19 protein-coding genes, 3 tRNA genes and 1 pseudogene are annotated in these 21,235 nt (G+C 65.4%); 16 read left to right on the top strand and 7 right to left on the bottom strand.

Annotated features, from left to right (window positions below; translation table 11 throughout):
- The first annotated feature begins 17 nt into the window (after positions 1-17).
- The 4 genes from AC1RRP_RS03030 to AC1RRP_RS03045 all read left to right on the top strand — a co-directional run bounded on the left by AC1RRP_RS03030 (position 18) and on the right by AC1RRP_RS03045 (position 4,244).
- On the top strand, positions 18-923 hold the full coding sequence (locus tag AC1RRP_RS03030) for a YicC/YloC family endoribonuclease (protein WP_493033085.1): 906 nt from the start codon (positions 18-20) through the stop codon (positions 921-923).
- 106 nt (positions 924-1,029) lie between these two features.
- Complete coding sequence (gene gmk, locus AC1RRP_RS03035) at positions 1,030-1,650, top strand: guanylate kinase (protein ID WP_493033087.1); 621 nt, start codon at positions 1,030-1,032, stop codon at positions 1,648-1,650.
- Positions 1,651-1,683: 33 nt separating this feature from the next.
- Positions 1,684-1,887 (top strand): DNA-directed RNA polymerase subunit omega, encoded by a 204-nt coding sequence (gene rpoZ, locus AC1RRP_RS03040; RefSeq protein ID WP_057674977.1) that lies wholly within the window; start codon positions 1,684-1,686, stop codon positions 1,885-1,887.
- A 101-nt stretch (positions 1,888-1,988) separates the two neighbouring features.
- Positions 1,989-4,244 (top strand): RelA/SpoT family protein, encoded by a 2,256-nt coding sequence (locus tag AC1RRP_RS03045; RefSeq protein WP_493033436.1) that lies wholly within the window; start codon positions 1,989-1,991, stop codon positions 4,242-4,244.
- Here the strand turns inward: AC1RRP_RS03045 and greB are convergent, their stop codons facing one another.
- Both greB and AC1RRP_RS03055 read right to left on the bottom strand, forming a co-directional pair.
- Entirely contained in the window at positions 4,245-4,808 is a 564-nt protein-coding gene (gene greB, locus AC1RRP_RS03050; RefSeq protein ID WP_493033089.1) for a transcription elongation factor GreB, read from the bottom strand. It abuts the gene before it with no gap.
- Positions 4,809-4,885: 77 nt separating this feature from the next.
- Positions 4,886-4,962, bottom strand: a tRNA-Arg gene (locus AC1RRP_RS03055).
- 591 nt (positions 4,963-5,553) lie between these two features.
- Between AC1RRP_RS03055 and AC1RRP_RS03060 the strand changes: the two genes are divergently transcribed.
- The 4 genes and pseudogenes from AC1RRP_RS03060 (at position 5,554) to AC1RRP_RS03075 (ending at position 8,385) form a co-directional block, all read left to right on the top strand.
- Complete coding sequence (locus AC1RRP_RS03060) at positions 5,554-5,751, top strand: hypothetical protein (protein WP_493033091.1); 198 nt, start codon at positions 5,554-5,556, stop codon at positions 5,749-5,751.
- A 758-nt stretch (positions 5,752-6,509) separates the two neighbouring features.
- A complete protein-coding gene (locus AC1RRP_RS03065; RefSeq protein ID WP_493033092.1) occupies positions 6,510-7,139 on the top strand; it encodes a rolling circle replication-associated protein in 630 nt (209 codons plus the stop codon).
- Positions 7,136-7,276, top strand: a pseudogene (locus AC1RRP_RS03070) (helix-turn-helix domain-containing protein); the annotation flags it as partial. The gene AC1RRP_RS03065 and the pseudogene AC1RRP_RS03070, both read left to right, overlap by 4 nt.
- A 65-nt stretch (positions 7,277-7,341) precedes the next feature.
- Positions 7,342-8,385, top strand: a complete 1,044-nt coding sequence (locus AC1RRP_RS03075) for a tyrosine-type recombinase/integrase (RefSeq protein ID WP_493033094.1) — start codon at positions 7,342-7,344, stop codon at positions 8,383-8,385.
- Positions 8,386-8,407: 22 nt separating this feature from the next.
- Here AC1RRP_RS03075 and AC1RRP_RS03080 read toward each other — a convergent pair.
- Positions 8,408-8,484 (bottom strand) — tRNA-Ile (locus tag AC1RRP_RS03080).
- A 24-nt stretch (positions 8,485-8,508) separates the two neighbouring features.
- Positions 8,509-9,513, bottom strand: coding sequence for a heat-inducible transcriptional repressor HrcA (gene hrcA, locus AC1RRP_RS03085; RefSeq protein ID WP_493033096.1), 1,005 nt, complete (start codon positions 9,511-9,513; stop codon positions 8,509-8,511).
- 28 nt (positions 9,514-9,541) lie between these two features.
- Here hrcA and AC1RRP_RS03090 point away from each other — a divergent pair, with 28 nt between their 5' ends.
- From AC1RRP_RS03090 to rapZ, 3 genes are read left to right on the top strand one after another with little or no spacing between them, the layout of a single operon-like run.
- Complete coding sequence (locus AC1RRP_RS03090; RefSeq protein WP_493033098.1) at positions 9,542-10,444, top strand: NAD kinase; 903 nt, start codon at positions 9,542-9,544, stop codon at positions 10,442-10,444.
- The gene (gene recN, locus AC1RRP_RS03095) at positions 10,441-12,102 is read left to right on the top strand and encodes a DNA repair protein RecN (RefSeq protein WP_493033100.1); all 1,662 of its coding nucleotides are present in this window, start codon (positions 10,441-10,443) and stop codon (positions 12,100-12,102) included. The genes AC1RRP_RS03090 and recN overlap by 4 nt, the downstream gene beginning before the upstream one ends.
- A 19-nt stretch (positions 12,103-12,121) precedes the next feature.
- Complete coding sequence (gene rapZ / locus AC1RRP_RS03100; protein ID WP_493033101.1) at positions 12,122-12,988, top strand: RNase adapter RapZ; 867 nt, start codon at positions 12,122-12,124, stop codon at positions 12,986-12,988.
- Between the two features lie 9 nt (positions 12,989-12,997).
- Here rapZ and mutY read toward each other — a convergent pair whose 3' ends face one another.
- From mutY to mutM, 3 genes are all read right to left on the bottom strand, one after another.
- Complete coding sequence (gene mutY, locus AC1RRP_RS03105) at positions 12,998-14,029, bottom strand: A/G-specific adenine glycosylase (protein ID WP_493033102.1); 1,032 nt, start codon at positions 14,027-14,029, stop codon at positions 12,998-13,000.
- Positions 14,030-14,067: 38 nt separating this feature from the next.
- The gene (locus AC1RRP_RS03110; protein ID WP_493033105.1) at positions 14,068-16,038 is read right to left on the bottom strand and encodes a dynamin family protein; all 1,971 of its coding nucleotides are present in this window, start codon (positions 16,036-16,038) and stop codon (positions 14,068-14,070) included.
- Between the two features lie 69 nt (positions 16,039-16,107).
- On the bottom strand, positions 16,108-16,923 hold the full coding sequence (gene mutM / locus AC1RRP_RS03115) for a bifunctional DNA-formamidopyrimidine glycosylase/DNA-(apurinic or apyrimidinic site) lyase (RefSeq protein WP_493033107.1): 816 nt from the start codon (positions 16,921-16,923) through the stop codon (positions 16,108-16,110).
- A gap of 47 nt (positions 16,924-16,970) precedes the next feature.
- Between mutM and AC1RRP_RS03120 the strand changes: the two genes are divergently transcribed.
- The 5 genes from AC1RRP_RS03120 (at position 16,971) to AC1RRP_RS03140 (ending at position 21,203) form a co-directional block, all read left to right on the top strand.
- Complete coding sequence (locus AC1RRP_RS03120) at positions 16,971-18,704, top strand: tetratricopeptide repeat protein (protein ID WP_493033109.1); 1,734 nt, start codon at positions 16,971-16,973, stop codon at positions 18,702-18,704.
- The gene (locus tag AC1RRP_RS03125; RefSeq protein ID WP_493033111.1) at positions 18,701-19,210 is read left to right on the top strand and encodes a lipoprotein insertase outer membrane protein LolB; all 510 of its coding nucleotides are present in this window, start codon (positions 18,701-18,703) and stop codon (positions 19,208-19,210) included. The genes AC1RRP_RS03120 and AC1RRP_RS03125 overlap by 4 nt, the downstream gene beginning before the upstream one ends.
- Positions 19,211-19,218: 8 nt before the next feature.
- Positions 19,219-20,073, top strand: a complete 855-nt coding sequence (gene ispE, locus AC1RRP_RS03130) for a 4-(cytidine 5'-diphospho)-2-C-methyl-D-erythritol kinase (RefSeq protein ID WP_493033113.1) — start codon at positions 19,219-19,221, stop codon at positions 20,071-20,073.
- 35 nt (positions 20,074-20,108) lie between these two features.
- A tRNA-Gln gene (locus AC1RRP_RS03135) sits at positions 20,109-20,185 on the top strand.
- Between the two features lie 40 nt (positions 20,186-20,225).
- Positions 20,226-21,203, top strand: a complete 978-nt coding sequence (locus tag AC1RRP_RS03140; protein ID WP_057674956.1) for a ribose-phosphate pyrophosphokinase — start codon at positions 20,226-20,228, stop codon at positions 21,201-21,203.
- Positions 21,204-21,235: the final 32 nt, after the last annotated feature.

Consider the following 21,235-nt stretch of genomic DNA (forward strand, 5'->3'; position numbering starts at 1 on the left):
CAGATCAAGAAAACGCCATGCCAGTTTACAGCATGACCGGCTACGCCAGCGCCCAACAAGGCGCAGGTACCGGCACAGACAGCACCGCGGCGCCGGTGCGCCTCGGCCTGGAAATCCGCTCCGTCAACGGCCGCTTCCTGGACTTCAGCCTGCGCCTGTCCGAAGAACTGCGCACCCACGAGCCCGCCCTGCGCGAACTGGTGCAGGGCCGGCTCAAGCGCGGCAAGGTCGAACTGCGCGCCTTCGTCGAATCCACCGTGGCTGGCAACGTGGCCGAGCCCAGCCCGCGCCTGTTGCAGCGCCTCAACACCCTGCAGGACAGCGTGAAGTCCTGGCTGCCTGACGCCCGGGGCCTGAGCGTGGCCGACATCCTCAAGCTGGCCTCCGGCGAACAGGGCGCCGGCCAGGACTGGGGCCCGGCCCTGCAGGCCCTGGCGACCGAAGCGCTGGACGCCCTGGTGCAATCCCGTGCGCGCGAAGGCGCGCGCCTGGCCACCATGCTGCTGGGCCACATCGCCCAGCTGCGCCAGCTGGCCACCCAGGCCGGCCCCATGCTGCCCCTGCTGGTGGAGCAACAGCGTCAGCGCTTCCTGGAGCGCTGGCAGGAGGCCATGGCCCTGACCGATGGCGCCACGCCGCCGCAGGCGGCCCAGGAGCGGGCGCTCACTGAAGCCACCGCCTATGCCATCCGCATCGACGTGGCCGAGGAACTGACGCGCCTGGCCTCTCACCTGGACGAAATCGAGCGCCTGATCAAGAAAGGCGGCGAGGTCGGCAAACGCCTGGACTTCCTGATCCAGGAACTGCACCGTGAAGCCAACACCCTGGGCTCCAAATCGGCCGCGCTGGACCTGACCCGCATCTCGGTGGACATGAAGGTGCTGATCGAGCAGATGCGCGAGCAGGTCCAGAACCTGGAATGAAATGATGCGCCCACGCTCCGCCGCCACGCGGGTCGCTGCCCCCGGAGGGAGCACGTTTCGCCTTGGGGCGGCCCGGCGGCGAAACCTGCCGCATTAAGATTCATCCATGGAACACCCCGGCAACCTCTACGTCATCGCCGCCCCCAGCGGGGCCGGCAAGTCCACCCTGGTCAAGGCCCTGCTGGCGCAGGACGACCGCCTGCAGCTGTCGGTCTCGCACACCACGCGCTCGCCGCGCGGGCAGGAGCAGAACGGGCGCGAGTACTACTTCGTCTCCCCTGCCGCCTTCGACGCCATGGTCCAGGCCGACGCCTTTGTCGAATGGGCCCATGTGCACAGCCACCGCTACGGCACCTCGCGCCAGGCCATCGAGGACCAGATCCGGGCCGGCGCCGACATCGTGCTGGAAATCGACTACCAGGGCGCCATGCAGATCAAGAAGCTGTTCCCGGACGCCGTCACCATCTTTATCCTGCCGCCGAGCTGGGAAGAACTGCGTGCCCGGCTGGTCAAGCGCGGCGAGGACGCCGCCGAAGTGATCGCCCTGCGGCTGGAGAATGCCACCACCGAGGTGGCCCAGGCCCCGAACTTCGATTTCGTTATAATCAATGACTTGTTCGAGCGCGCGCTGGCCGACCTCCAATTGGTGGTCCATGCCCAGCGGCTCCGGTATCCGGCCCAGCGCCGGGCCCGGCCCGACACTTTCCAGGCACTGCGCCTGCCCTGATGCCGGATTCTCCCGGTCCACTGGAGTAAACACATGGCCCGTATCACCGTCGAAGACTGCCTGCAGCAGATCCCCAACCGCTTCCAGCTCGTGCTGGCCGCGACCTACCGCGCCCGCATGCTCAGCCAGGGCCACGCGCCCAAGATCGAGAGCAAGAACAAGCCGGGCGTGACCGCCCTGCGCGAGATCGCCGAAGGCAAGATCGGCCTGGAAATGCTCAAGAAAGTCCCGATCTGAGGCCGTTACCGCCTCCCCCCAAAAAAGCACCGTCAGCGGTGCTTTTTTATTGCCCGGCCCCTGAATAGAGCGCGCCGCTATATATTCGAGGGGTGAGCGCCATCCTCCAGGCCCCAGCCGCCAGTCCCCATAACCCGAGTCCCCCTGGCCCGGCCGGACCGGCTGCGGCCAATGCGGCGGCGGCAAGCTTCGCCAGCCTCACGGCCCGCCTGGACTACCTCTCGCCCCCGGACCTGGAACAGGTACGCCAGGCCTACCGCTTTGCCGACGAGGCCCACCTGGGCCAGCTGCGCAACAGCGGCGAACCGTATATCACCCACCCGATCGCCGTGGCCGCCCAGTGCGCCGAGTGGAAACTCGACGCCCAGGCCCTGATGGCCGCCCTGCTGCATGACGCCCTGGAAGACTGCGGCGTCAGCAAGGCCGAGCTGATCGAGCGCTTCGGTTCACCGGTGGCCGAACTGGTGGACGGCCTGACCAAGCTGGACAAGCTGCAGTTCAACACGCGCGAGGAAAGCCAGGCCGAATCCTTCCGCAAGATGCTGCTGGCGATGGCGCGCGATGTGCGTGTCATCCTCATCAAGCTGGCCGACCGCAGCCACAACATGCGCACCCTGGCGGACGTGCCGCGCGCCAAGTGGGCGCGCATCGCCTCGGAAACCCAGGAGATCTACGCCCCCATCGCCTACCGCCTGGGCCTGAACCAGACCTACCGCGAACTGCAGGACCTGTCCTTCCGCCACCTGCACCCCTGGCGCCACGCCGTGCTGGAGAAGGCGCTGGAGCGAGCCCGCAACCGCCGCCGCGACCTGATCCAGAAGGTGCGCAAGGAAGTCGAAACCGCCTTCGAAAGTGCCAACATGTCGGTGCGCATCGGCGGGCGCGAGAAGACGCTGTATTCCATCTACCGCAAGATGGACGAAAAGCACCTGAGCTTCGCGCAGATCACCGACATGTACGGTTTCCGCCTGCTCGTGCCCAGCCAGTCCGACTGCTACACCGCCATGGGCACCCTGCACCAGCTCTACAAGCCGGTGCCCGGCAAGTTCAAGGACCACATCGCGATCCCCAAGCTCAACGGCTACCAGTCCCTGCACACCACCCTGGTCGGCCCTTCGGGGGTGAACATCGAGTTCCAGATCCGGACCGAGGCCATGCACGTGGTGGCCGAGTCGGGTGTGGCGGCGCACTGGCTCTACAAGGCCAACGAACCCGACAGCCCCATGACCGCACGCCTGGGTGCGCAGTGGTTGCAGTCCCTGCTGGACATCCAGAACGAAACCCGCGACGCCGCCGAATTCTGGGACCACGTCAAGGTGGACCTGTTCCCCGACGCTGTCTACGTCTTCACGCCCAAGAGCCGGATCATGGCCCTGCCGCGCGGCGCCACCGTGGTCGACTTCGCCTACGCCATCCACAGCGACATCGGCGACCGCACCATGGCCGCACGGGTCAATGGCGAACAGGTGCCGCTGCGCACCGAGCTCAAGAACGGTGACGTGGTCGAGGTGGTCACCGCATCGGTGTCGGCGCCCAACCCGGCCTGGCTGAGTTTCGTGCGCACCGGCCGCGCACGCTCCAAGATCCGCCACCACCTCAAGACCCTGGCGCAGACCGAGTCCGAAGGGCTGGGCGAAAAACTGCTGCTGCAGGCGCTGCGCGCCGAGGGCGTCGAACGCTTCCCCACCGACGACGGTACGAGCGCCGGCATCTGGGACAAGCTGCTGCGCTTCACAGGCAACCGCAACCGCGCTGAACTGCTGGTCGACATCGGCCTGGGCAAGCGCATTGCCGGTATCGTCGCCAAGCGCATGGCCACCCTGCTGAGTGAAAGCGGCGAGAAGCCCAATGCCGTACTGATGACCCGCGAACGCTTCAATGCCGAATCATCGGGTCACAGCACGGTGATCGTGGATGGCAGCGAGAACGCTTCGGTCCAGTACGCCAGCTGCTGCCGCCCCATCCCGGGCGATGTCATCGTCGGCTACCTTGGCCGTGGCGAGGGCCTGGTGGTGCATGCTGAAGACTGCGCCGTGGCGCGCAAGTTGCACAACAAGGACAGTGAACGTTTCATCGGCGTGGAGTGGTCGGATGAGCCGGCGCGTGCCTTCGAAACCGGCATCGTGGTCACGGTCCACAACGGCAAGGGCGTGCTGGCCCGTGTGGCGTCGGCCCTGGCGGCCTCGGAAGCGGACATCATCCACATCGACATGGGCCAGGAAGCGGCCCAGGAAACCACCGACCTGCGTTTTGTCATCGCGGTGCGCGACCGCCAGCACCTGGCAACTGCCTTGCGCAACCTGCAGCGTACCTCCTCGGTGCTGCAGGCCCGACGCAGCACAGCAACAGGCGCCTGATCAGCCCGCCGCGACCGGCGCCGGGTACTGCACTGCCAGCACCTCGATCTCTTCCACCCCGACCGGCGTCACCAGCTTGAGGACATCGCCCACGCGCGCCTTGAGCAGGGTGCGCGCCACCGGCGCCACCCAGCTGACCTGGCCCTGCAGGCTGTCGGCCTCGTCGATGCCCAGGATGGTGATGGTGCGCTCCAGGCCGGCCCCATCGGCATAGGTGACGGTGGCGCCGAAAAAGACCTGGTCGCTGCCATGGTGCACGCTGGGATCGGTGACCTCGGCGATCTCCAACCGCTTGGTCAGGAAACGGATGCGCCGGTCGATCTCGCGCAGGCGCTTCTTGCCGTAGAGGTAATCGCCATTCTCCGAACGGTCGCCATTGCTGGCCGCCCAATGCACGATCTCCACCACCTTGGGCCGCTCGTCGTCGATCAGCGCCATCCACTCGGCGCGCAGGCGCGCATAACCGGCGGGCGTGATGTAGTTCTTACCGCCAACCGGCAGGGCGGGCAGTTGCGCTTCATCGTCGTCTTCGCTGTCGGATTCTCGGGTAAAGGCTTTGCTCATGGCATCGTCCTGTGGACCGGAAATTGTCTGACTCAAGAAAAAAGCCTGCAACTTTGCAGTTGCAGGCTTTTCCGTTTTGGTGCGGCTGGCAGGAATTGAACCCACGACCCCTTGGTTCGTAGCCAAGTACTCTATCCAACTGAGCTACAGCCGCGAAGAGCGCAATTGTAGCATGACTTTCCCCCAGTTGCGCCTGGCACCCGGATGAAATGGTAGGGCGTGCAGGACTTGAACCTGCGACCAAGGGATTATGAGGGCGACTCGTGATCTTTTGGCTTCCCTAAACCCAAGGCTTACAGACACACGCACCGCGCCACAGGGTGCCAAGCGTAGCCCCAAACAGCTGTCAGAAGCTACGAAGGAGCTACGCTATGGAGAACCCCTATATTGAACGTGTGGCGGCCCGCATGAGAGCCGACGATGCCCGTTCCCAGCTGCAGCGGCATTGGTCAGTCAGGCTTTACCGTTCCGTTCACTGGATCGGCTACTGGCTAGACCGGCTTGGGCTGGAGAGACTCTCGACCTGGTACGGCCGGGCGACCGAACCAGTGACGGACTGGCTGAGTCATCGGCAGGCCATTTTCCTGCGCAGGTGGCTATGACCCGGCCCAACGGGGTATGGGGGCGTGCCCCCATGCAAAGCCATGAACATCCGCATTGAAGTCATCTTTTTCGCGTGCGCTCTGCTGGCCTGCTACATCAGTTCTCAGCGCGTCCTGCCAAGCCTTTTCTTTTTCTCATCGCCATGAATCAATCTATCCAAATCACCATTGACGGCCAGAACTTGGACGACCACCACGACGGAGACTGGACCATCACCATCATGCGTAACGGCGCGCTTGCCGCTCAGTCAGGTCTGTCCGGGACGCTCCGGGATGCGCTGAATGCAGCGCGCGAGACAGCTGCAGACGCAGCTGTCAACATGGGAGATGCAGATGAATAACAAGCCTAATCGCAAGAAAGCGACTCTGCATGTCTCGATTGAACCAGCTTTGTCCGAGCGTCTTCGCACTATCTGCGAAACCATGGGCTTGCCTGTGTCCCACTTCGCATCTCTTGCACTCAGCAGAGAAGCCGCACGCTTTGAGGCTGAGTTTCAGCGCGCTTCACCTGGCAAGGCTGCGCGCAACGCGTAGCGCTTGCCCTTGATATGGGGTAGGACGGGATGCTACCGTCACGACACCCGCGACCGGGACCGGAGGGCACGGGGCGGGGGGCGTAGCGGTCGGCGTTCCGGACAGGGGCACCATGTCAAGGGTGCGTGCAGCGTTCGGTCTTGCGCTTGACATGCAATTCAGTAGGCTGCTACATTGCACCCTAGCGACAGCCTACACACAGGCACCCGAATAGTGAGTTCTCCAGTCACGCTGGAATGAAGCACAGCCAGGGATCGAGGTACTCAGCCGGTTGATACCACGATAGGCAAATTCTTCAGACGCAACCGCATCTGTCGCGAATTCCCAACTTCTTGGAGTTCGCATGTGTGCGTCTGCGTCCGTTGTTTCATGCCCATCCCCCGACCCTGCCCAGTCAGGAAGCGCACCCGCTTGCGGGGCGCCTCCTGGCGGCGCAGCCGCCGGGCTTGTCACATCTAAAACAAGTCCTCACGACTTGGCCATCAACCTAGCTCCCTCGGCTGTGGCCGAACGGCGGGTCAAACGGTTAAAGCGTTCGGTCTGGGCTTCCGGCCACCTTCACGGCTTGGCCGAGAACGGCTCCAGACCTTCCGTTTGCTGGTTCGTCACCCTGACCTATGCCGGGGTCGATGACTGGCGCGCCCAGCACATCGCAAGCTCCCTAGACCGATACCGCTATTGGTGCACCAAGCAAGGCATTCCTTGCCGCTACACATGGGTGGCTGAGCTTCAAGGCAGGGGGGCCGTCCACTACCACCTGTTGGCGTGGCTTCCCCGCGGCATCAGCATGCCTCACTGGGACCGGCCGGTAGGTCGCCGCCGCGCCTTCTGGCAGCACGGCATGAGCAATACCGAGAAGGCCAGAGCGGGGGTGGGCTACCTCATGAAGTACCTCTCCAAGCTCGGTGAGCTGACCCGCTTTCCGAAGGGTCTGCGCCTCTACGGGGTGGGCGGCCTCACCGAACAGGGGCGCAAGGTGCGCGGCTGGTTCAACCTCCCTGAGTGGGCAAAACGCAGCTACGGCGTCGGTGAGCTGGCACGGCGTTCCGGTCGGCTGATTGTTCATGCCACCGGCGAAGTGCTGGAGTCTCCCTACCTCGTCAAGCTGATGCCCTACGGCTTGAGCGTCTCACTCATCCGGGAGATACCGGACAGATTCCACGACGGCGCGTACTCGACCTGGTCACCGCCATGAGCACCCGCACCCTCAACGCTGCGGAAGCCGCCCAGCTGCTCCACATCCATCCGCAGACTCTCAAGGAGCGGGCGCGAGCTGGCTTCATACCTGGCTGCAGGGTGGGCAAGGCTTGGGTCTTTGTCGAATCTTTGCTGATCGAGTATCTGGTGGCACAATCGTTCTCGCGTGTGTCTGTAGCCGGTACTCAGGAGAAACCTGAATGTCCCTCTACAGAAGAAAAGACTCCCCCTACTGGTGGGTCAAGCTACCGCCAATCACTGGCGAATCAGGACCTCTACAGGTCAGCACTGGGATTGCGAACAAACGCAAGGCCCAAGAGTTCCACGACAAACTCAAAGCCGAACGCTGGGAGCAGGACAAGCTCGGCGTCAAATCGCGCCGGACCTGGCAGGAGGCAGCAGGCAAGTTTCTGAGCGAGACGACGCACAAGCGTTCGCAGTCGAAAGACATTGCCATCATGAGTTGGCTGCACCACATCCTTGGCGACAAGCATCTGGATGAGGTCAACCGCCAGTTGATCGACCGTATCAAGGCTGAACGACTCAAGGTCGGTTCAGAGAGTACGGCCAATCGTTACCTTGCGCTGATCCGCTCCGTCCTGCGCAAAGCCCACTTCGAATGGGAGTGGATCGATCGCATCCCGAAGGTTTCGCTTTTCAAGGAACCCGAGGGTCGCGTGCGCTCCCTGACTTTCGAAGAGTTCAACCGGCTGCATTCGGAGCTACCCCCTCACCTGGCTGATATGGCGCTGTTCACGGTCGCCACGGGTCTGCGTCAGGCCAACGTCTCCCAGCTGGAATGGGTCGAGGTGAGTCTGGATCGTCGGCATGCATGGATACCGGCCAGCAAGTTCAAGAACGGCAAGCCTCATGCCGTCCCGTTGAACGAGGTGGCCATGGCGGTTTTGGTCGCTCAGGTCGGCAAGCATCCGACCCACGTATTCACCTACAACGGCAAGCCTGTGGTCAACGTGTCCACCAAGGCATGGTGGGGTGCTCTGGAACGGGCTGGGATCGAAAATTTCCGCTGGCATGACCTGCGGCATACCTTCGCGACCTGGCACCGGCAGGCAGGCACGCCTACCCATGAGCTGCAACGCCTAGGCGGCTGGAAAACGCTGGCAATGGTGGAGAGGTATGCGCACATTGCCCCGGAGGGCTTGCAGCAAGCCGCAAGTAGGCTTGATAATGTGCTTTCAGGCTACGCTTTGGCTACGCCATCTGGAAAAGGGGAACGACCATGACAGCCGTTCTCCTGTGTACAAATGGTAGGGCGTGCAGGACTTGAACCTGCGACCAAGGGATTATGAGTCCCCTGCTCTAACCAGCTGAGCTAACGCCCCGACCGAATAGACGATTGTACGGGCCTACTTCTGGTGGCTCAGGGCGTTGCCCAGCAGCTTGGACGTGATGTCCACAATCTGGATCATGCGCTCGTAGGGCATGCGCGTGGGGCCGATCACGCCCAGCGTGCCCACCACCTGGCCATCCACCTCGTAGGGGGCACTGACCACGGAGAGCTCCTCGAAAGGCACCACCTGGCTTTCGCCGCCGATGAAGATGCGCACGCCCTCGGCCTGACCGGCAATATCCATCAGGCGCATCAGTTGGGCCTTCTGCTCGAACAGGTCGAAAGCGCGACGCAGATGGCTCATGTCACTGGAAAAATCGGAAACGGCCAGCAGGTTGCGCTCGCCTGAGATCACCACCTCGTCCTGCGGTTGCGTCATGGCCTCGGTGCCCACCGTCACCGCCGCCTGCATCAGCTTGGCGATCTCCCCGCGCAGCGTATCCACCTCGCCCTGCAGGCGTTCACGCACCTGCTCCAGCGTCAGGCCCATGTAGTGGGTGTTGAGGTAGTTGGATGCCTCGACCAGCTGCGAGGGTGAATAGTCCGTCTCGGTGAAGATGACGCGGTTCTGCACGTCGCCCTCCGGCGACACCAGGATGACCAGGATGCGGCGCTCGCCCAGGCGCAGGAATTCGATGTGGCGAAACACCGAGGAGCGGCGCGGCGACATGACCACCCCGACGAACTGCGACAGCGAAGACAGCAGGTTGGCGGCACTGGAGATGACCTTCTGCGGCTGGTCCGGCGTCAGGCTGGGCGTGGCGATCTGCTCGCGCTGGGCGGTGAGCATGGTGTCGACAAACAGGCGATAACCGCGCGCCGTGGGCACGCGCCCGGCCGAGGTGTGCGGACTGGCGATCAGGCCCAGCTCCTCCAGGTCGGACATCACGTTGCGGATGGTCGCTGGCGACAGCTCCAGACCGGACGCACGCGAGAGCGTACGCGAGCCCACGGGTTGCCCTTCGGCAATGTAGCGTTCCACCAGCGTTTTCAACAACAACTTGGCGCGGTCATCGAGCATGGGATCATTTTAATGATGTAATTTGCGAATGAACTCCAGATTCCGCCAGGTAGCCCTGATCGGCAAGTACCAGACCGTCGCCGGCGGCAGCCAGGGCAGCCGCGCGCGCCCGGCGCTGGCCGACATCGCGGCCTTCCTGCAGTCGCAGGGTTGTGCCGTGGTGGTGGAAGAACAGACCGCGACCAACGCCGGGCTGGACGGCCACCCGGTGCTGGATCTGGCCGCCATAAGCCAGCAATGCGATCTGGTCCTGGTGGTGGGCGGTGACGGCACCATGCTGGGCATCGGCCGGCAGCTGGCCAGCTCAGGCGTGCCGCTGATCGGCATCAACCACGGTCGGCTGGGTTTCATGACCGACATTCCTTTCGGCAGCTTCGAGACCGTGCTGCCGCCCATGCTGCGCGGCGAATACGAAGAGGAAAAGCGCCAGCTCATGCACGCCCGCGTGCTGCGCCAGGGCAACTGCGTGTTCGATACCCTGGCGATGAACGATGTGGTGGTGCACCGCGGCAACTCCTCGGGCATGGTGGAGCTGCGCGTCGAGGTGGACGGCCACTTCGTGGCCAACCAGCGCGCCGACGGCCTGATCATCGCCACCCCGACGGGCTCCACGGCCTACTCCCTGTCGGCTGGCGGCCCCATCCTGCACCCGGCCATCGCCGGCTGGGTGCTGGCGCCGATCGCGCCGCATACCCTGTCCAACCGCCCCATCGTGCTGTCCAGCCAGTCCGAGGTCGCCATCGAGATCGCATCGGACCGCGAAGCCATTGCCAACTTCGACATGCAGTCCCTGTCCGCGCTGCACCACGGCGACCGCATCATCGTGCGCCGCTCGGAGCACAGTGTGCGATTCCTGCACCCGCGCGGCTGGAGCTATTTCGACACCCTGCGGCAGAAGCTGCACTGGAACGAAGGGATCACGAGCTCATGAGCCTCAAGCGCATCGTCCTGCGGGATTTCGTCATCATCAGCGAACTCGAGCTCGATCTCGAGAGCGGTTTCAGCGTGCTGACCGGCGAGACCGGTGCCGGCAAGTCCATCCTGATAGACGCCCTGCAGCTCGTCACCGGGGCCCGCTCCGACACCGGTCTGATCCGCGAAGGTGCCAACCGCACCGACGTGAGCGCCGAGTTCGGAGAATGCACTGCCCTGCTGGGCTGGCTGGAAGAAGCCGGTTTCGACCCGGGCTTCGACCCCGGTTTCACCCTGCTGTTGCGCCGTACCGTGGACACGCAAGGCAAAAGCCGCGCCTGGATCAACGGCAGCCCGGCCACCGCGACCCAGCTGCGCGAGCTGGGCGAGCGCCTTTTCGACATCCACGGCCAGCATGCCTGGCAGAGCCTGACGCGCGCCGAGGCTGTGCGCGGCCTGCTCGACGCCTATGCCCAGCTCGACACCAGCGCCCTGAGCCACAGCTGGGGGCTATGGCGCGAGGCCCAGACCACGCTGGACGAAGCCCGCAAGGCCCAGGACAGCCTGCAGCGCGAACGCGAGCGCTTGGGCTGGCAGATCAGCGAGCTCGAAAAAATCGCACCCCAGGCCGGCGAATGGGAAACGCTCAACACCGACCACAGCCGCCTGGCCCATGCCCAGGCCCTGCTCGATGCCGCCCAGGGTGCACTGGACGCGCTCGAGGGCGAGGACGGCGGTGCCGCACACGCCCTGGGCAGCGCCCGCCAGACGCTACAAAATCAGGAGCATCTGGAGCCTGAATTCAAATCCCTGGCGGAGGTATTGAACTCCAGCCTGGCGCAGGTGGAAGACAGTGTGCACACTTTGCGCGCGTATCTGCGCCGCACCGACCTGGACCCGGAGCGCCTGGCCGAGCTCGACACTCGGATAACCTCCTGGATGTCGCTGGCGCGTCGTTACAAGCGCCCCCCGGAGGAACTGGCCGCCACCCTCGCCGGCTGGAAGGAAGAACTCGCCAAGCTCGACGCCGCCGCCGATCTGGCCGCACTGGAAAGCGCCGAGCAGCAGGCCCAGGCCGCCTATATGAAACAGGCGCAGGCCGTCTCCAAGGCACGCGCCGTGGCCGCACCCAAGTTGGCCCAGGCCATCACCCAGGCCATGCAGGGCCTGGGCATGCAAGGCGGACGCTTTGAAGTGACGCTGCAGAGGGCCGAACACCCCATGCAAAGCGGCCTGGAAGAGGTGAGCTTCCTGGTGGCCGGGCACGCGGGCAGCACGCCGCGCCCCGTGGGCAAGGTGGCTTCAGGCGGGGAGCTCTCGCGCATCGCCCTGGCCATTGCCGTGACCACCAGCCAGCTCGGCACGGCGCAAACCCTGATCTTCGACGAGGTGGATGCCGGCGTGGGCGGCGCCGTGGCCGAGACCGTGGGCCGCCTCATGAAACAGCTGGGCCGCGACCGCCAGGTCATGGCCGTCACGCACCTGCCGCAGGTGGCGGCCTGCGCCGACCACCACCTGGTGGTGGCCAAGCAGCGCCAGGGCCAGGTCACGCTCAGCACGGTAACACCGGTGCAGGGCGAGGCGCGTGTGGCCGAGATCGCGCGCATGCTCGGCGGCGAGCGCCTGTCCAGCACCACACTGGCCCACGCCAAGGAAATGCTGCAGTCCGGCAGCTGAGTGCAGCGGGCGCAAGACCATGGCCATGGAAATCGTCCTGATCACGGGCATGTCCGGCTCCGGCAAGTCGGTGGCGCTCAATGCGCTGGAAGACGCCGGTTATTACTGCGTAGACAACCTGCCGCCCGAGCTGCTGCTGCCCTTCGTGACGCTGGAGCAGCAACACCAGGCCAGCCGTGTGGCCATTGCCATGGACGTGCGCAGCGCCACCTCGCTGCCGCAGGTGCCGGCGCTGCTGGCCACGCTGCGCCGGCAAGGCATCGCGATCAAGCCGCTGTTCCTCGACGCCTCCACCGACACCCTGGTGCGCCGTTATTCCGAAACCCGGCGCAAGCACCCGCTCTCCCAGGCCATGCGCGAAGACGTCGACCTGAATCGCGTGCTGGTGGAAGCCATCGAGCTTGAACGCGAGTTGCTGGGAGCCCTGCGCGAACAGGCCCACGTGATCGACACCAGCCTGATCCGTCCTTCGCAGCTTCAGGGTTACATCAAGGAAGTGATCCGGCTGCCCGGCAGCCAGCTCACGCTGGTGTTCGAGTCCTTCGCGTACAAACGCGGCATCCCGGTCGACGCCGACTATGTGTTCGACGTGCGCATGCTGCCCAACCCGCATTACGAGCCCGAGTTGCGTCCCTTGACCGGCCGCGACGAGCCGGTGGCAAACTTCTTGCGCGCCCAGCCCGAGGCGACCCGCATGCTGGAACACATCGAGGCCTTTCTCACGCACTGGCTCGACGCCATGTCGCAGAACCATCGCAGCTACGTGACTGTGGCCATCGGCTGCACCGGCGGCCAGCATCGCTCGGTCTATCTGGTGGAGGAACTGGCGCGCCGTTTTGCCACACGCTGGGCCACGCTGCGGCGCCACCGCGAAATCGGCGGCTGACCCCCCGCCTCAGCCCTGCAGCAGTTTGCGCACCGGGGCCGGCAGCCCCAGCTTGGGCCAGACATCCACCGCCTGCCAACCACCTTCTGGCGACAGCTTCGTGCGGGCCGGCAACTGCACGCACACCGGATGCAGGTGCAGGTCCTTGTGCGTGAGCACATGGGTGAACATGGCCAACTCCTGTAACCGGTCCCGGTAAGCCACGGGCACAGCCGCCTGCAAGGCCTCAAAACTGTCGAACAGCTCCATGCAATACAGTCCAGCCCAGACGCCCGGCGTGGGCCGCTGGCGCAGCCAGACCGCCTCGTCGCGGGTCCTCGCCCACAGGAGCCAGAGTGACTGTGCGCTGCGCTTGAGCTTGCGTGTCTTGACCGGATAGCCTTCGGGCCGGCCTTCGCGCCGCGCCACGCAGACGCCCAGCATGGGGCAGGTCTCGCACAGGGGCTTGCGCGCCAGGCAGACGGTGGCGCCCAGGTCCATCACGGCCTGGGTGTAGCGCGGCATGGCATGCGCCAGGTCGCGCTGCGGCAGCAGCTCCGTGGCCAGGGCCCAGAGGGCACGTTCGTTGGCGCCCACGGCCAGGTCGGCACCAAAGCCCAGGGCGCGCGTGAGCACGCGCTTGACGTTGCCATCGAGGATGGCAGCCCGTTCACCGAAACAGATGGAAGCGATCGCCGCGGCCGTGGACGGGCCGATGCCCGGCAAGGTCTGGAGCAAAGCCGCCGTGCGGGGAAACGCGCCACCATGGACCTGCATCACCTGGATGGCGCAGCCGTGCAGATTGCGCGCGCGGCTGTAGTAGCCCAGGCCGCTCCACAGGGCCAGCACGTCGTCAAGGCTTGCGGCCGCCAGGGCCCTGACATCGGGGAAACGCTGCAGGAAACGCACGTAATAGTCGCGCACCGTGACCACCTGGGTCTGTTGCAGCATGATCTCGGAAAGCCAGACCCGGTAGGGATCCTGCGTACCCTGCCAGGGCAGGTCCTTGCGGCCGTGCACGGCCTGCCAGCGCAGCACCCGGGCACTCCAATCGGCCGGCATGGCAGAAGAAGCCGCCGCAGACAGGCGCCGAGGCCGGCTCACGAGGCCTGCAGTTCGGCAGCTACCGTGTCTTTGGGCTTGGTGACGTCCTGCGCCCGGATCAGGTAGGCCGTGAGTTCAAGCAGCTTGGAATCGAGCTGGGCGAGCGCACGGAATTGCTCGTTGATTTCTGCGATGCGCTCATCCAGACCGCCAGCGGCCTGCTGGATGCGGTCGATGGCCTCGAGCCGGCGGCTGAAGTTGCGACGACGCTCGCGCAGTTGGGCGTCGAGCTGGGCCGCAGCCGACTTGCTCCACAGTTCCACGTCACCAAGGGCCGACTGGTAGACGCTGCGCAGGCGCGTGGCCAGGGCGCGCACCAGACGGTCGGCAAACTCGGGCTGGGCCAGGCGGAAGGCGTTGCCCAGACCCAGGTACTGCAGATGACCACGCTCGACCTGGTCGAGGCTGTCGATATAGGACTGCAACGAAGGCTCGGCCGGAGGCTGCAGCGAGAAGCCCTGTTCGGCATTGAGCTGCTTGAAGGAGGTGGCCAGCATGATCTGGATCTCGCCCATCAGCGACTGCACCCGGCGCAGGTTCTCGCGCAGCCGATCGAAGGTGTCGCCATAGGATTTCTTGACACCCAGCTTGAGGCCGGTCTGCAGCAGCGACTGCATCAGCTGGTTCATCTCGGCGCGCAGGCTCTTGGTGCTCAGCAGCGCGAACACGTCGCGCAGCAGCTTGAGATGCACCGAACGCACGGCATGGATCTTGGCGCCGGCACGGTCGAACTCGGCCTGCTCCTGCGAGATGCGCAGGCGCATGTGCTTGATGACGGCGGCGTTCTTGCCTTGCAGGCCCTTGAGCTCGAGCATCTGCTCGTTGAGGTCGCGGCGGCGGATGTTGAGCACCCGGCCCACTTCGAGCTGCAGGTCCGAGATGCCAACCGCCACGGCCGCGCCCAGGATGCGCTGGCGCTGGCCCATGATGCGCTGGGCCAGCGCCTCTTCCAGCGCTGGCAGGCAGCTGGCCTGCAGCAGCTTGGTGTCGTCGGTGACCTTGGCGACCAGGCCCTTCTGGGCGGAGACGGGCAGCACCTGCTCGCGCGACAGGCCGAGGATTTCGGCCGTGGTGGCGCGCTGGCGGTCGATCTGCATCTGGATCTGGGCCGGCGAACTCAACGCGTCCCAGAGCGAGTCGATCTTGTTGAGCACGACCAGTCGGGTGTCGGTCCCGACCGCGGACTCGGTGATGAGGTGTTCGCGCCAGATCTCGAGGTCGGACTTGGTGACGCCGGTATCGGCCCCCAGGATGAAGACCACGGCATGCGCCTGCGGCACCAGACTGACCGTCAGTTCGGGTTCGGCACCGATGGCGTTGAGACCCGGGGTGTCCAGGATGACCAGGCCCTGCTTGAGCAGGGGGTGGGCGATGTTGATGAGGGCGTGGCGCCACTTGGGCACCTCGACCTTGCCCTGGGCGTCCATGAGCGGGCTGTCGTTCGGGGACTGGCTGCTCCAGAAACCCAGGGCGCGCGCCTCCTCCAGCGTCACCCGACGGGTCTCGGAGACTTTCTCCAGCGCCATGGCCAGCTGCTGCGGGTCGTTGACGTCGAGGTCGACGCGGGTCCACTTCTCGGGGACCATGCGCCATTCCATCAGGGACTGGGGCTGCAGGCGGGTCTCGATGGGCAGCAGGCGCAGGCAGGGCGGCACCTCGGCGTCGTAGCCCATCTCGGTCGGGCACATGGTGGTGCGCCCGGCGCTGGCCGGCATGATGCGCCGACCGTAGCCGGCGAAGAAAATGGCGTTGATCAGTTCGGACTTGCCGCGCGAGAACTCGGCGACGAAGGCCACCATGACCTTGTCGGCGCGCACCTGCATCTCCAGGCGATGCAGACGCTCCTCGACAGCGGCGTCGAGCAGGTCATGGTCTTTCATCCATTCGCCCAGCAACTTCAGGCGCAGGGCGAATTCACGCCGCCACGTGCCGTGCTGATCGAATTGTTCGTTGAAAGACGTCGCCAAGGTATCCCCCTCGCCTTATTAGTATTCAGGCCAGATTTTCCAATATAACACTGAGTTAGCGGCGTTTTTTCATGTTTTCTGGCAGCTTGGGCAGAAAAATGTCGCGCGTTGCCCCTGCCGCATGGCTTTGACCGGCGTACCGCATACCCTGCAGGGCTGGCCCTCGCGGCCATAGACCATGGCCTCGAACTGGAAATTACCGCGCTCACCCACCGCGTTGGAGTAGTTCCTCAGCGTGGTGCCGCCCGCCGCCAGGGCCCGCCCCAGCACATCGCGGACGGCGGCATGCAGCTTTTGCGCCCGCGGCCGGCTCAGACGGGCTGCACTCAGGGTGGGGCGGATGCCGGCCAGGAACAGGGCCTCGGACGCATAGATATTACCCACCCCCACCACCACATCACCGGCCAGCAGCACCTGCTTGATCGCGGCCTTGCGCATCTTGAGGGCAGCATGAAAATCCGCGGCATCAAAGTCCTCCGACAGCGGCTCCACGCCCAGGCCTCCGAGCAGCTTGTGCGCCAGCGGTGCGTCCTGGTCCGGCGCCCAGACCACGGCACCGAAGCGGCGCGGGTCGTTCAGGCGCAGGGTGCCATGGGTGGTGGTGAGTTCAAAGTGGTCATGCGCACCACGGGGCGGCAGGCTGGCGCCAAAACTCAGGCTGCCCGACATGCCCAGGTGCAGGAGCAGCAGGCCGGCGTCCAGATCGAGCAGCAAATACTTGCCGCGCCGGCGCACCCCCCGCACGCGGCGCCCGGCGAGTCTGGCAACGGGCAATCCGAGCGGCCAGCGCAGGGGCTTGCCACACCAGGCCGAGACGATGCCGGCCCCGGTAATGCGGTCGGCAAAACTCAGGCGCGTGGCTTCGACTTCGGGCAATTCAGGCATGGCAGTAGGCAGGCAGGGGGATAGCTGGCTTGGATTATTATGGTTCGATGTTCCCACGCCTACGTCTCCTCCCCCTGCTGTTGACGGCCGCCCTGACGGTCCATGCGCAACAGCCGGGCCCGGCCCCCATCACGCCACCGGCCAATTCGGCACTCGACGGTGAGCTCTTCTACCAGTTGCTGGTGGGGGAGTTCAGCACGCAACGCGGCGACGCCGGCGTTGGCTACTCCCTGATCCTGGATGCCGCGCGCAAGACCAACGACGCGCGGCTGTACCAGCGTGCCATCGACATCTCGCTGCAGGCGCGCGCCGGCGATTCGGCCCTGCAGGCCGCACGCGCCTGGAAGCAGGCCCAGCCCAATTCGCGCGATGCCAACCGCTATGTGCTGCAGATCCTGATCGGACTGAACCGTCTGAACGAGACGGTGGAGCCGCTCAAGCGCGAAATCGCCCTGGCCGAGCCCAAGGAACGCGCTCTCACCATTCTCACCTTGCCGCGTTACTTCGCACGCAGCAGCGACAAGAAGCTCGCCACCGAGATGCTGGAACAGGCCCTGGCCGAGCACCTGGGCAACAGCAGCACAGGCGCTGCCGCGTGGAGCGCCGTGGGCCGCATGCGCCTGGAGAACGGGGACAACACGGGCGCGCTGGAGGCCGCACGTCGCGGCCAGTCACAGGATGCACGCGCCGAAGGGCCCGTGCTGCTCGCCCTGGCACTGATGTCCCCCCAGCAGCCCGGGGCGGAAGCCGTCGTACGCAAATACCTGGAGGGCCGCCCCCTCGTGGAAGTGCGCCTGGCTTATGCGCGCGCGCTGCTCGATGCCCAGCGCTACGCCGAAGCAGGCACCCAGGTCCAGATCGTCACCAGCGAAAAACCCGATTACGCCGAGGCCTGGCTGATCCGTGGCACGCTGGAGCTGCAAGACAACCGGCTCGACCCCTCAGAGCGCTCGCTCAAGCAGTTCCTGGAGCTGATGCAGGCGCGCCGCGGCAACGGCGTCGATGAGCCCAGCCGTGCGCTGGCCCAGGCCTACCTCTCGCTGGCCCAGATCGCCGAACAGCGCAAGGACTACAAACAAGCCGAAGCCTGGCTGGCCAGGATCAGCAGCCCAGAAGACCTGGTGCGCTCCCAGAGCCGGCGCGCCGGCATCCTGGCGCGCCAGGGCAAGATCGACGAGGCGCGCGAACTGATCCGCAACCTGCCCGAGCGCTCACCGGCCGACGCACGCGTCAAGCTCTCCAGCGAGATCCAGCTCTTGCGCGACAACAGGCTCTATGCGCAGGCCTACGCACTGCTGGCCGAGGCCACGCAACGCGATCCGACAGACTACGACCTGGTCTACGACCAGGCCACGCTGGCCGAGAAGCTGGGACGGCCGGAGGAGATGGAACGCCTGCTGCGCCGGATCATTGCTGAAAAACCCCAGTACCACCACGCCTACAACGCGCTGGGGTATTCCTTCGCCGATCGCAGCGTGCGCCTGGGCGAGGCACGCCAGCTCATCCTCAAGGCGCTCGAATTCGCACCCGACGATCCCTTCATCAGCGACAGCCTGGGCTGGGTCGAGTTTCGCGAAGGCAACAAGGCCGAGGCTCTGCGCGTGCTGCAGAAGGCCTATCGCGCGCGCCCCGACGCCGAGATCGCCGCCCACCTGGGCGAGGTGCTCTGGAGCATGGGCCAGCGCGAACAGGCCCTGAGCGTGTGGCGCGAGGGGCTGCAGCTCAACGCCGAAAACGACACGCTGGTCGAGACGCTCAAGCGCCTGCGCGTCAAGCCGTGAAGTCCGCGCTGCGCATCCTCGCGGCCGGCCTGCTCTGCGTCCTGGCGGCCCTGCTGTCCGGCTGTGCCCAGCCTAACCTGCGCCCGCCCATCCCCGATGGCCAGGCCCAGACCTACTGGCGCGGTCGCCTCGCTCTGAAGGTCGACAACAGCCCGGAGCCGACGTCCTTCTTCGCCAGCTTCGAACTCAGCGGCCAGCCCCGCGCCGGCGAGCTGATGCTGTCCTCCCCCCTGGGCACCACACTGGCCCAGCTGCGCTGGAGCCCGCAGCAGGCCTTGCTGCGCAACAACGGCCAGACCCGCGCCTTTGATTCGCTGGACGCCCTGGCCACCGAAGCCACCGGCACGGCCATCCCGATCGCAGCGCTGTTCGAGTGGCTGCAGGGGCGGCCTGCGGTCGCCGACGGCTGGTTGGCAGACCTGTCGCAACTGGAGGCCGGCCGCCTGGTGGCCCGACGCAGCCAGCCTGCGCCGGCCGCCGAGCTGCGGCTCATCATCGAACCATAATCCCGGGCATGCAGTCGCTCCACGACATCCCGGCCCCGGCCAAGCTCAACCTCTTCCTGCACATCACGGGCCGGCGCGCCGACGGCTACCACCTGCTGCAATCGGTCTTCATGCTGATCGACTGGGCCGACACCCTGCATTTCGAAAAGCGCGCCGCCGGGCTGAGCCGCGAGGACCTGCTGACGCCCTTGCCGGCCGATGACCTGATCCTGCGGGCCGCGCGGGCCCTGCAGACCGCTACCGGCACACCCCATGGTGCACATATTGCCATCGAGAAACGGCTGCCGGCCCAGGCCGGCCTGGGTGGCGGCTCCTCGGATGCCGCCTCGACGCTGCTGGCACTCAACCGCCTGTGGCAACTCGGGCTCAGCCTGGAGCAGCTGTGCGCCATCGGCCTGCAGCTGGGCGCCGACGTGCCCTTCTTCCTGCGCGGGCACAACGCCTGGGTCGAGGGCATCGGCGAGTCCATCACCCCGGTCGAACTGCCGCGCCGCCACGTGCTGGTGGTCAAACCGCAGGCCGGGCTGGAGACGCGGGCGATTTTTTCGGACCCGGCTTTGAAGCGCGACAGTATTCCTGCTACAATTTCAGGCTTTGCTGCAGACCCGCCAGCTTTTCTGATGGAAGCTCGCAACGACCTGCAGCCTGTCGCCCAGCGGCTCTGCCCGGGTGTCACGCAAGCTCTGGAGTGGCTCGCCACCCTGGGACTCGCGGGACGAATGACAGGCTCGGGAAGTGCTGTGTTTGCGTGGGCACCTCCTGACCTGCGTGTTCCGAAGGCGCCGGAAACCTTGCAGGCCCGGTTGTGTTGCAGCCTGGAAGCGCACCCGCTTAGCGGTTGGGCGGCCAGCGAAAAGAGTTAGTCGGTGGGCAGCTGTACTCAGCTGTTGACCTGTGTAGGGGAGTCGCCAAGTTGGTTAAGGCACTGGATTTTGATTCCAGCATGCAAAGGTTCGAATCCTTTCTCCCCTGCCAAATTTTTCTGGGTCAATAGTCACTCATCGCTGGATCGTTCATGCAGGTCGCTCCGCCCCCCGATTTCATGCTCTTCACGGGCAATGCCAACCCGGCATTGGCCGCCGACATCGCCAAGCACCTCGGCATCTCGCTGGGTGCCGCTACGGTCGGTCGCTTCTCCGACGGCGAAGTGACCGTCGAGATCAACCAGAACGTGCGCGCCCGCGACGTCTTCGTCGTGCAGTCCACCTGCGCGCCGACCAATGACTCGCTGATGGAGCTGCTCATCATGGTTGATGCGCTCAAGCGCGCCTCGGCCGAGCGCATCAGCGCCGTCATCCCCTATTTCGGCTACGCCCGCCAGGACCGCCGCCCGCGCTCCACGCGCGTGCCGATCACGGCCAAGGTCGTCGCCAACATGCTGCAGACCGTGGGCGTGGCCCGCGTCCTGACCATGGACCTGCATGCCGACCAGATCCAGGGCTTCTTCGACATCCCGGTGGACAATATCTACGCTTCGCCGGTGCTGCTGGGTGACCTGCGCTTGAAAAAGTACGAAGACCTGATCGTGGTCTCGCCCGACGTGGGCGGTGTGGTGCGCGCGCGCGCGCTGGCCAAGCAGCTGGGTTGCGACCTGGCCATCATCGACAAGCGTCGCCCGCGTGCCAACGTGAGCGAAGTGATGCACGTGATCGGCGAAATCGAAGGCCGCAACTGCGTGATCATGGACGACATGATCGACACCGCCGGCACGCTGGTGAAGGCGGCCGAGGTGCTCAAGGAGCGCGGTGCCAAGAAGGTCTACGCCTATTGCACGCACCCGATCTTCTCGGGTCCGGCGATCGAGCGCCTGTCCAAGGGCACGGCCCTGGACGAGGTGGTGGTGACCAACACCATCCCGCTGAGCCCCGCCGCCACCGGCTGCGCCAAGATCCGGCAGGTGAACGTGGCACCGCTGATTGCGGAAACCATCCACCGGATCGCCAAGGGCGAGTCGGTCATGAGTTTGTTCTCGGACCAGGACGATCTGTTCTGACCCGGGCAAAAAGCCGGCCTGCACGCCTACAG

The organism is Hylemonella sp. GW821-FHT12C09 (assembly GCF_058807395.1).

Bases quoted from the DNA above. Each gene is read 5' to 3' on its own strand.
- AC1RRP_RS03090 (WP_493033098.1), top strand. From the start codon at position 9,542: ATGAACTCCAGATTCCGCCAGGTAGCCCTGATCGGCAAGTACCAGACC.
- greB (WP_493033089.1), bottom strand. From the start codon at position 4,808: ATGAGCAAAGCCTTTACCCGAGAATCCGACAGCGAAGACGACGATGAA.
- AC1RRP_RS03060 (WP_493033091.1), top strand. From the start codon at position 5,554: ATGAATCAATCTATCCAAATCACCATTGACGGCCAGAACTTGGACGAC.
- AC1RRP_RS03030 (WP_493033085.1), top strand. From the start codon at position 18: ATGCCAGTTTACAGCATGACCGGCTACGCCAGCGCCCAACAAGGCGCA.
- gmk (WP_493033087.1), top strand. From the start codon at position 1,030: ATGGAACACCCCGGCAACCTCTACGTCATCGCCGCCCCCAGCGGGGCC.
- mutY (WP_493033102.1), bottom strand. From the start codon at position 14,029: ATGCCGGCCGATTGGAGTGCCCGGGTGCTGCGCTGGCAGGCCGTGCAC.
- AC1RRP_RS03075 (WP_493033094.1), top strand. From the start codon at position 7,342: ATGTCCCTCTACAGAAGAAAAGACTCCCCCTACTGGTGGGTCAAGCTA.
- AC1RRP_RS03140 (WP_057674956.1), top strand. From the start codon at position 20,226: ATGCAGGTCGCTCCGCCCCCCGATTTCATGCTCTTCACGGGCAATGCC.
- hrcA (WP_493033096.1), bottom strand. From the start codon at position 9,513: ATGCTCGATGACCGCGCCAAGTTGTTGTTGAAAACGCTGGTGGAACGC.
- ispE (WP_493033113.1), top strand. From the start codon at position 19,219: ATGCAGTCGCTCCACGACATCCCGGCCCCGGCCAAGCTCAACCTCTTC.
- rpoZ (WP_057674977.1), top strand. From the start codon at position 1,684: ATGGCCCGTATCACCGTCGAAGACTGCCTGCAGCAGATCCCCAACCGC.
- recN (WP_493033100.1), top strand. From the start codon at position 10,441: ATGAGCCTCAAGCGCATCGTCCTGCGGGATTTCGTCATCATCAGCGAA.
- AC1RRP_RS03120 (WP_493033109.1), top strand. From the start codon at position 16,971: ATGTTCCCACGCCTACGTCTCCTCCCCCTGCTGTTGACGGCCGCCCTG.
- rapZ (WP_493033101.1), top strand. From the start codon at position 12,122: ATGGCCATGGAAATCGTCCTGATCACGGGCATGTCCGGCTCCGGCAAG.
- mutM (WP_493033107.1), bottom strand. From the start codon at position 16,923: ATGCCTGAATTGCCCGAAGTCGAAGCCACGCGCCTGAGTTTTGCCGAC.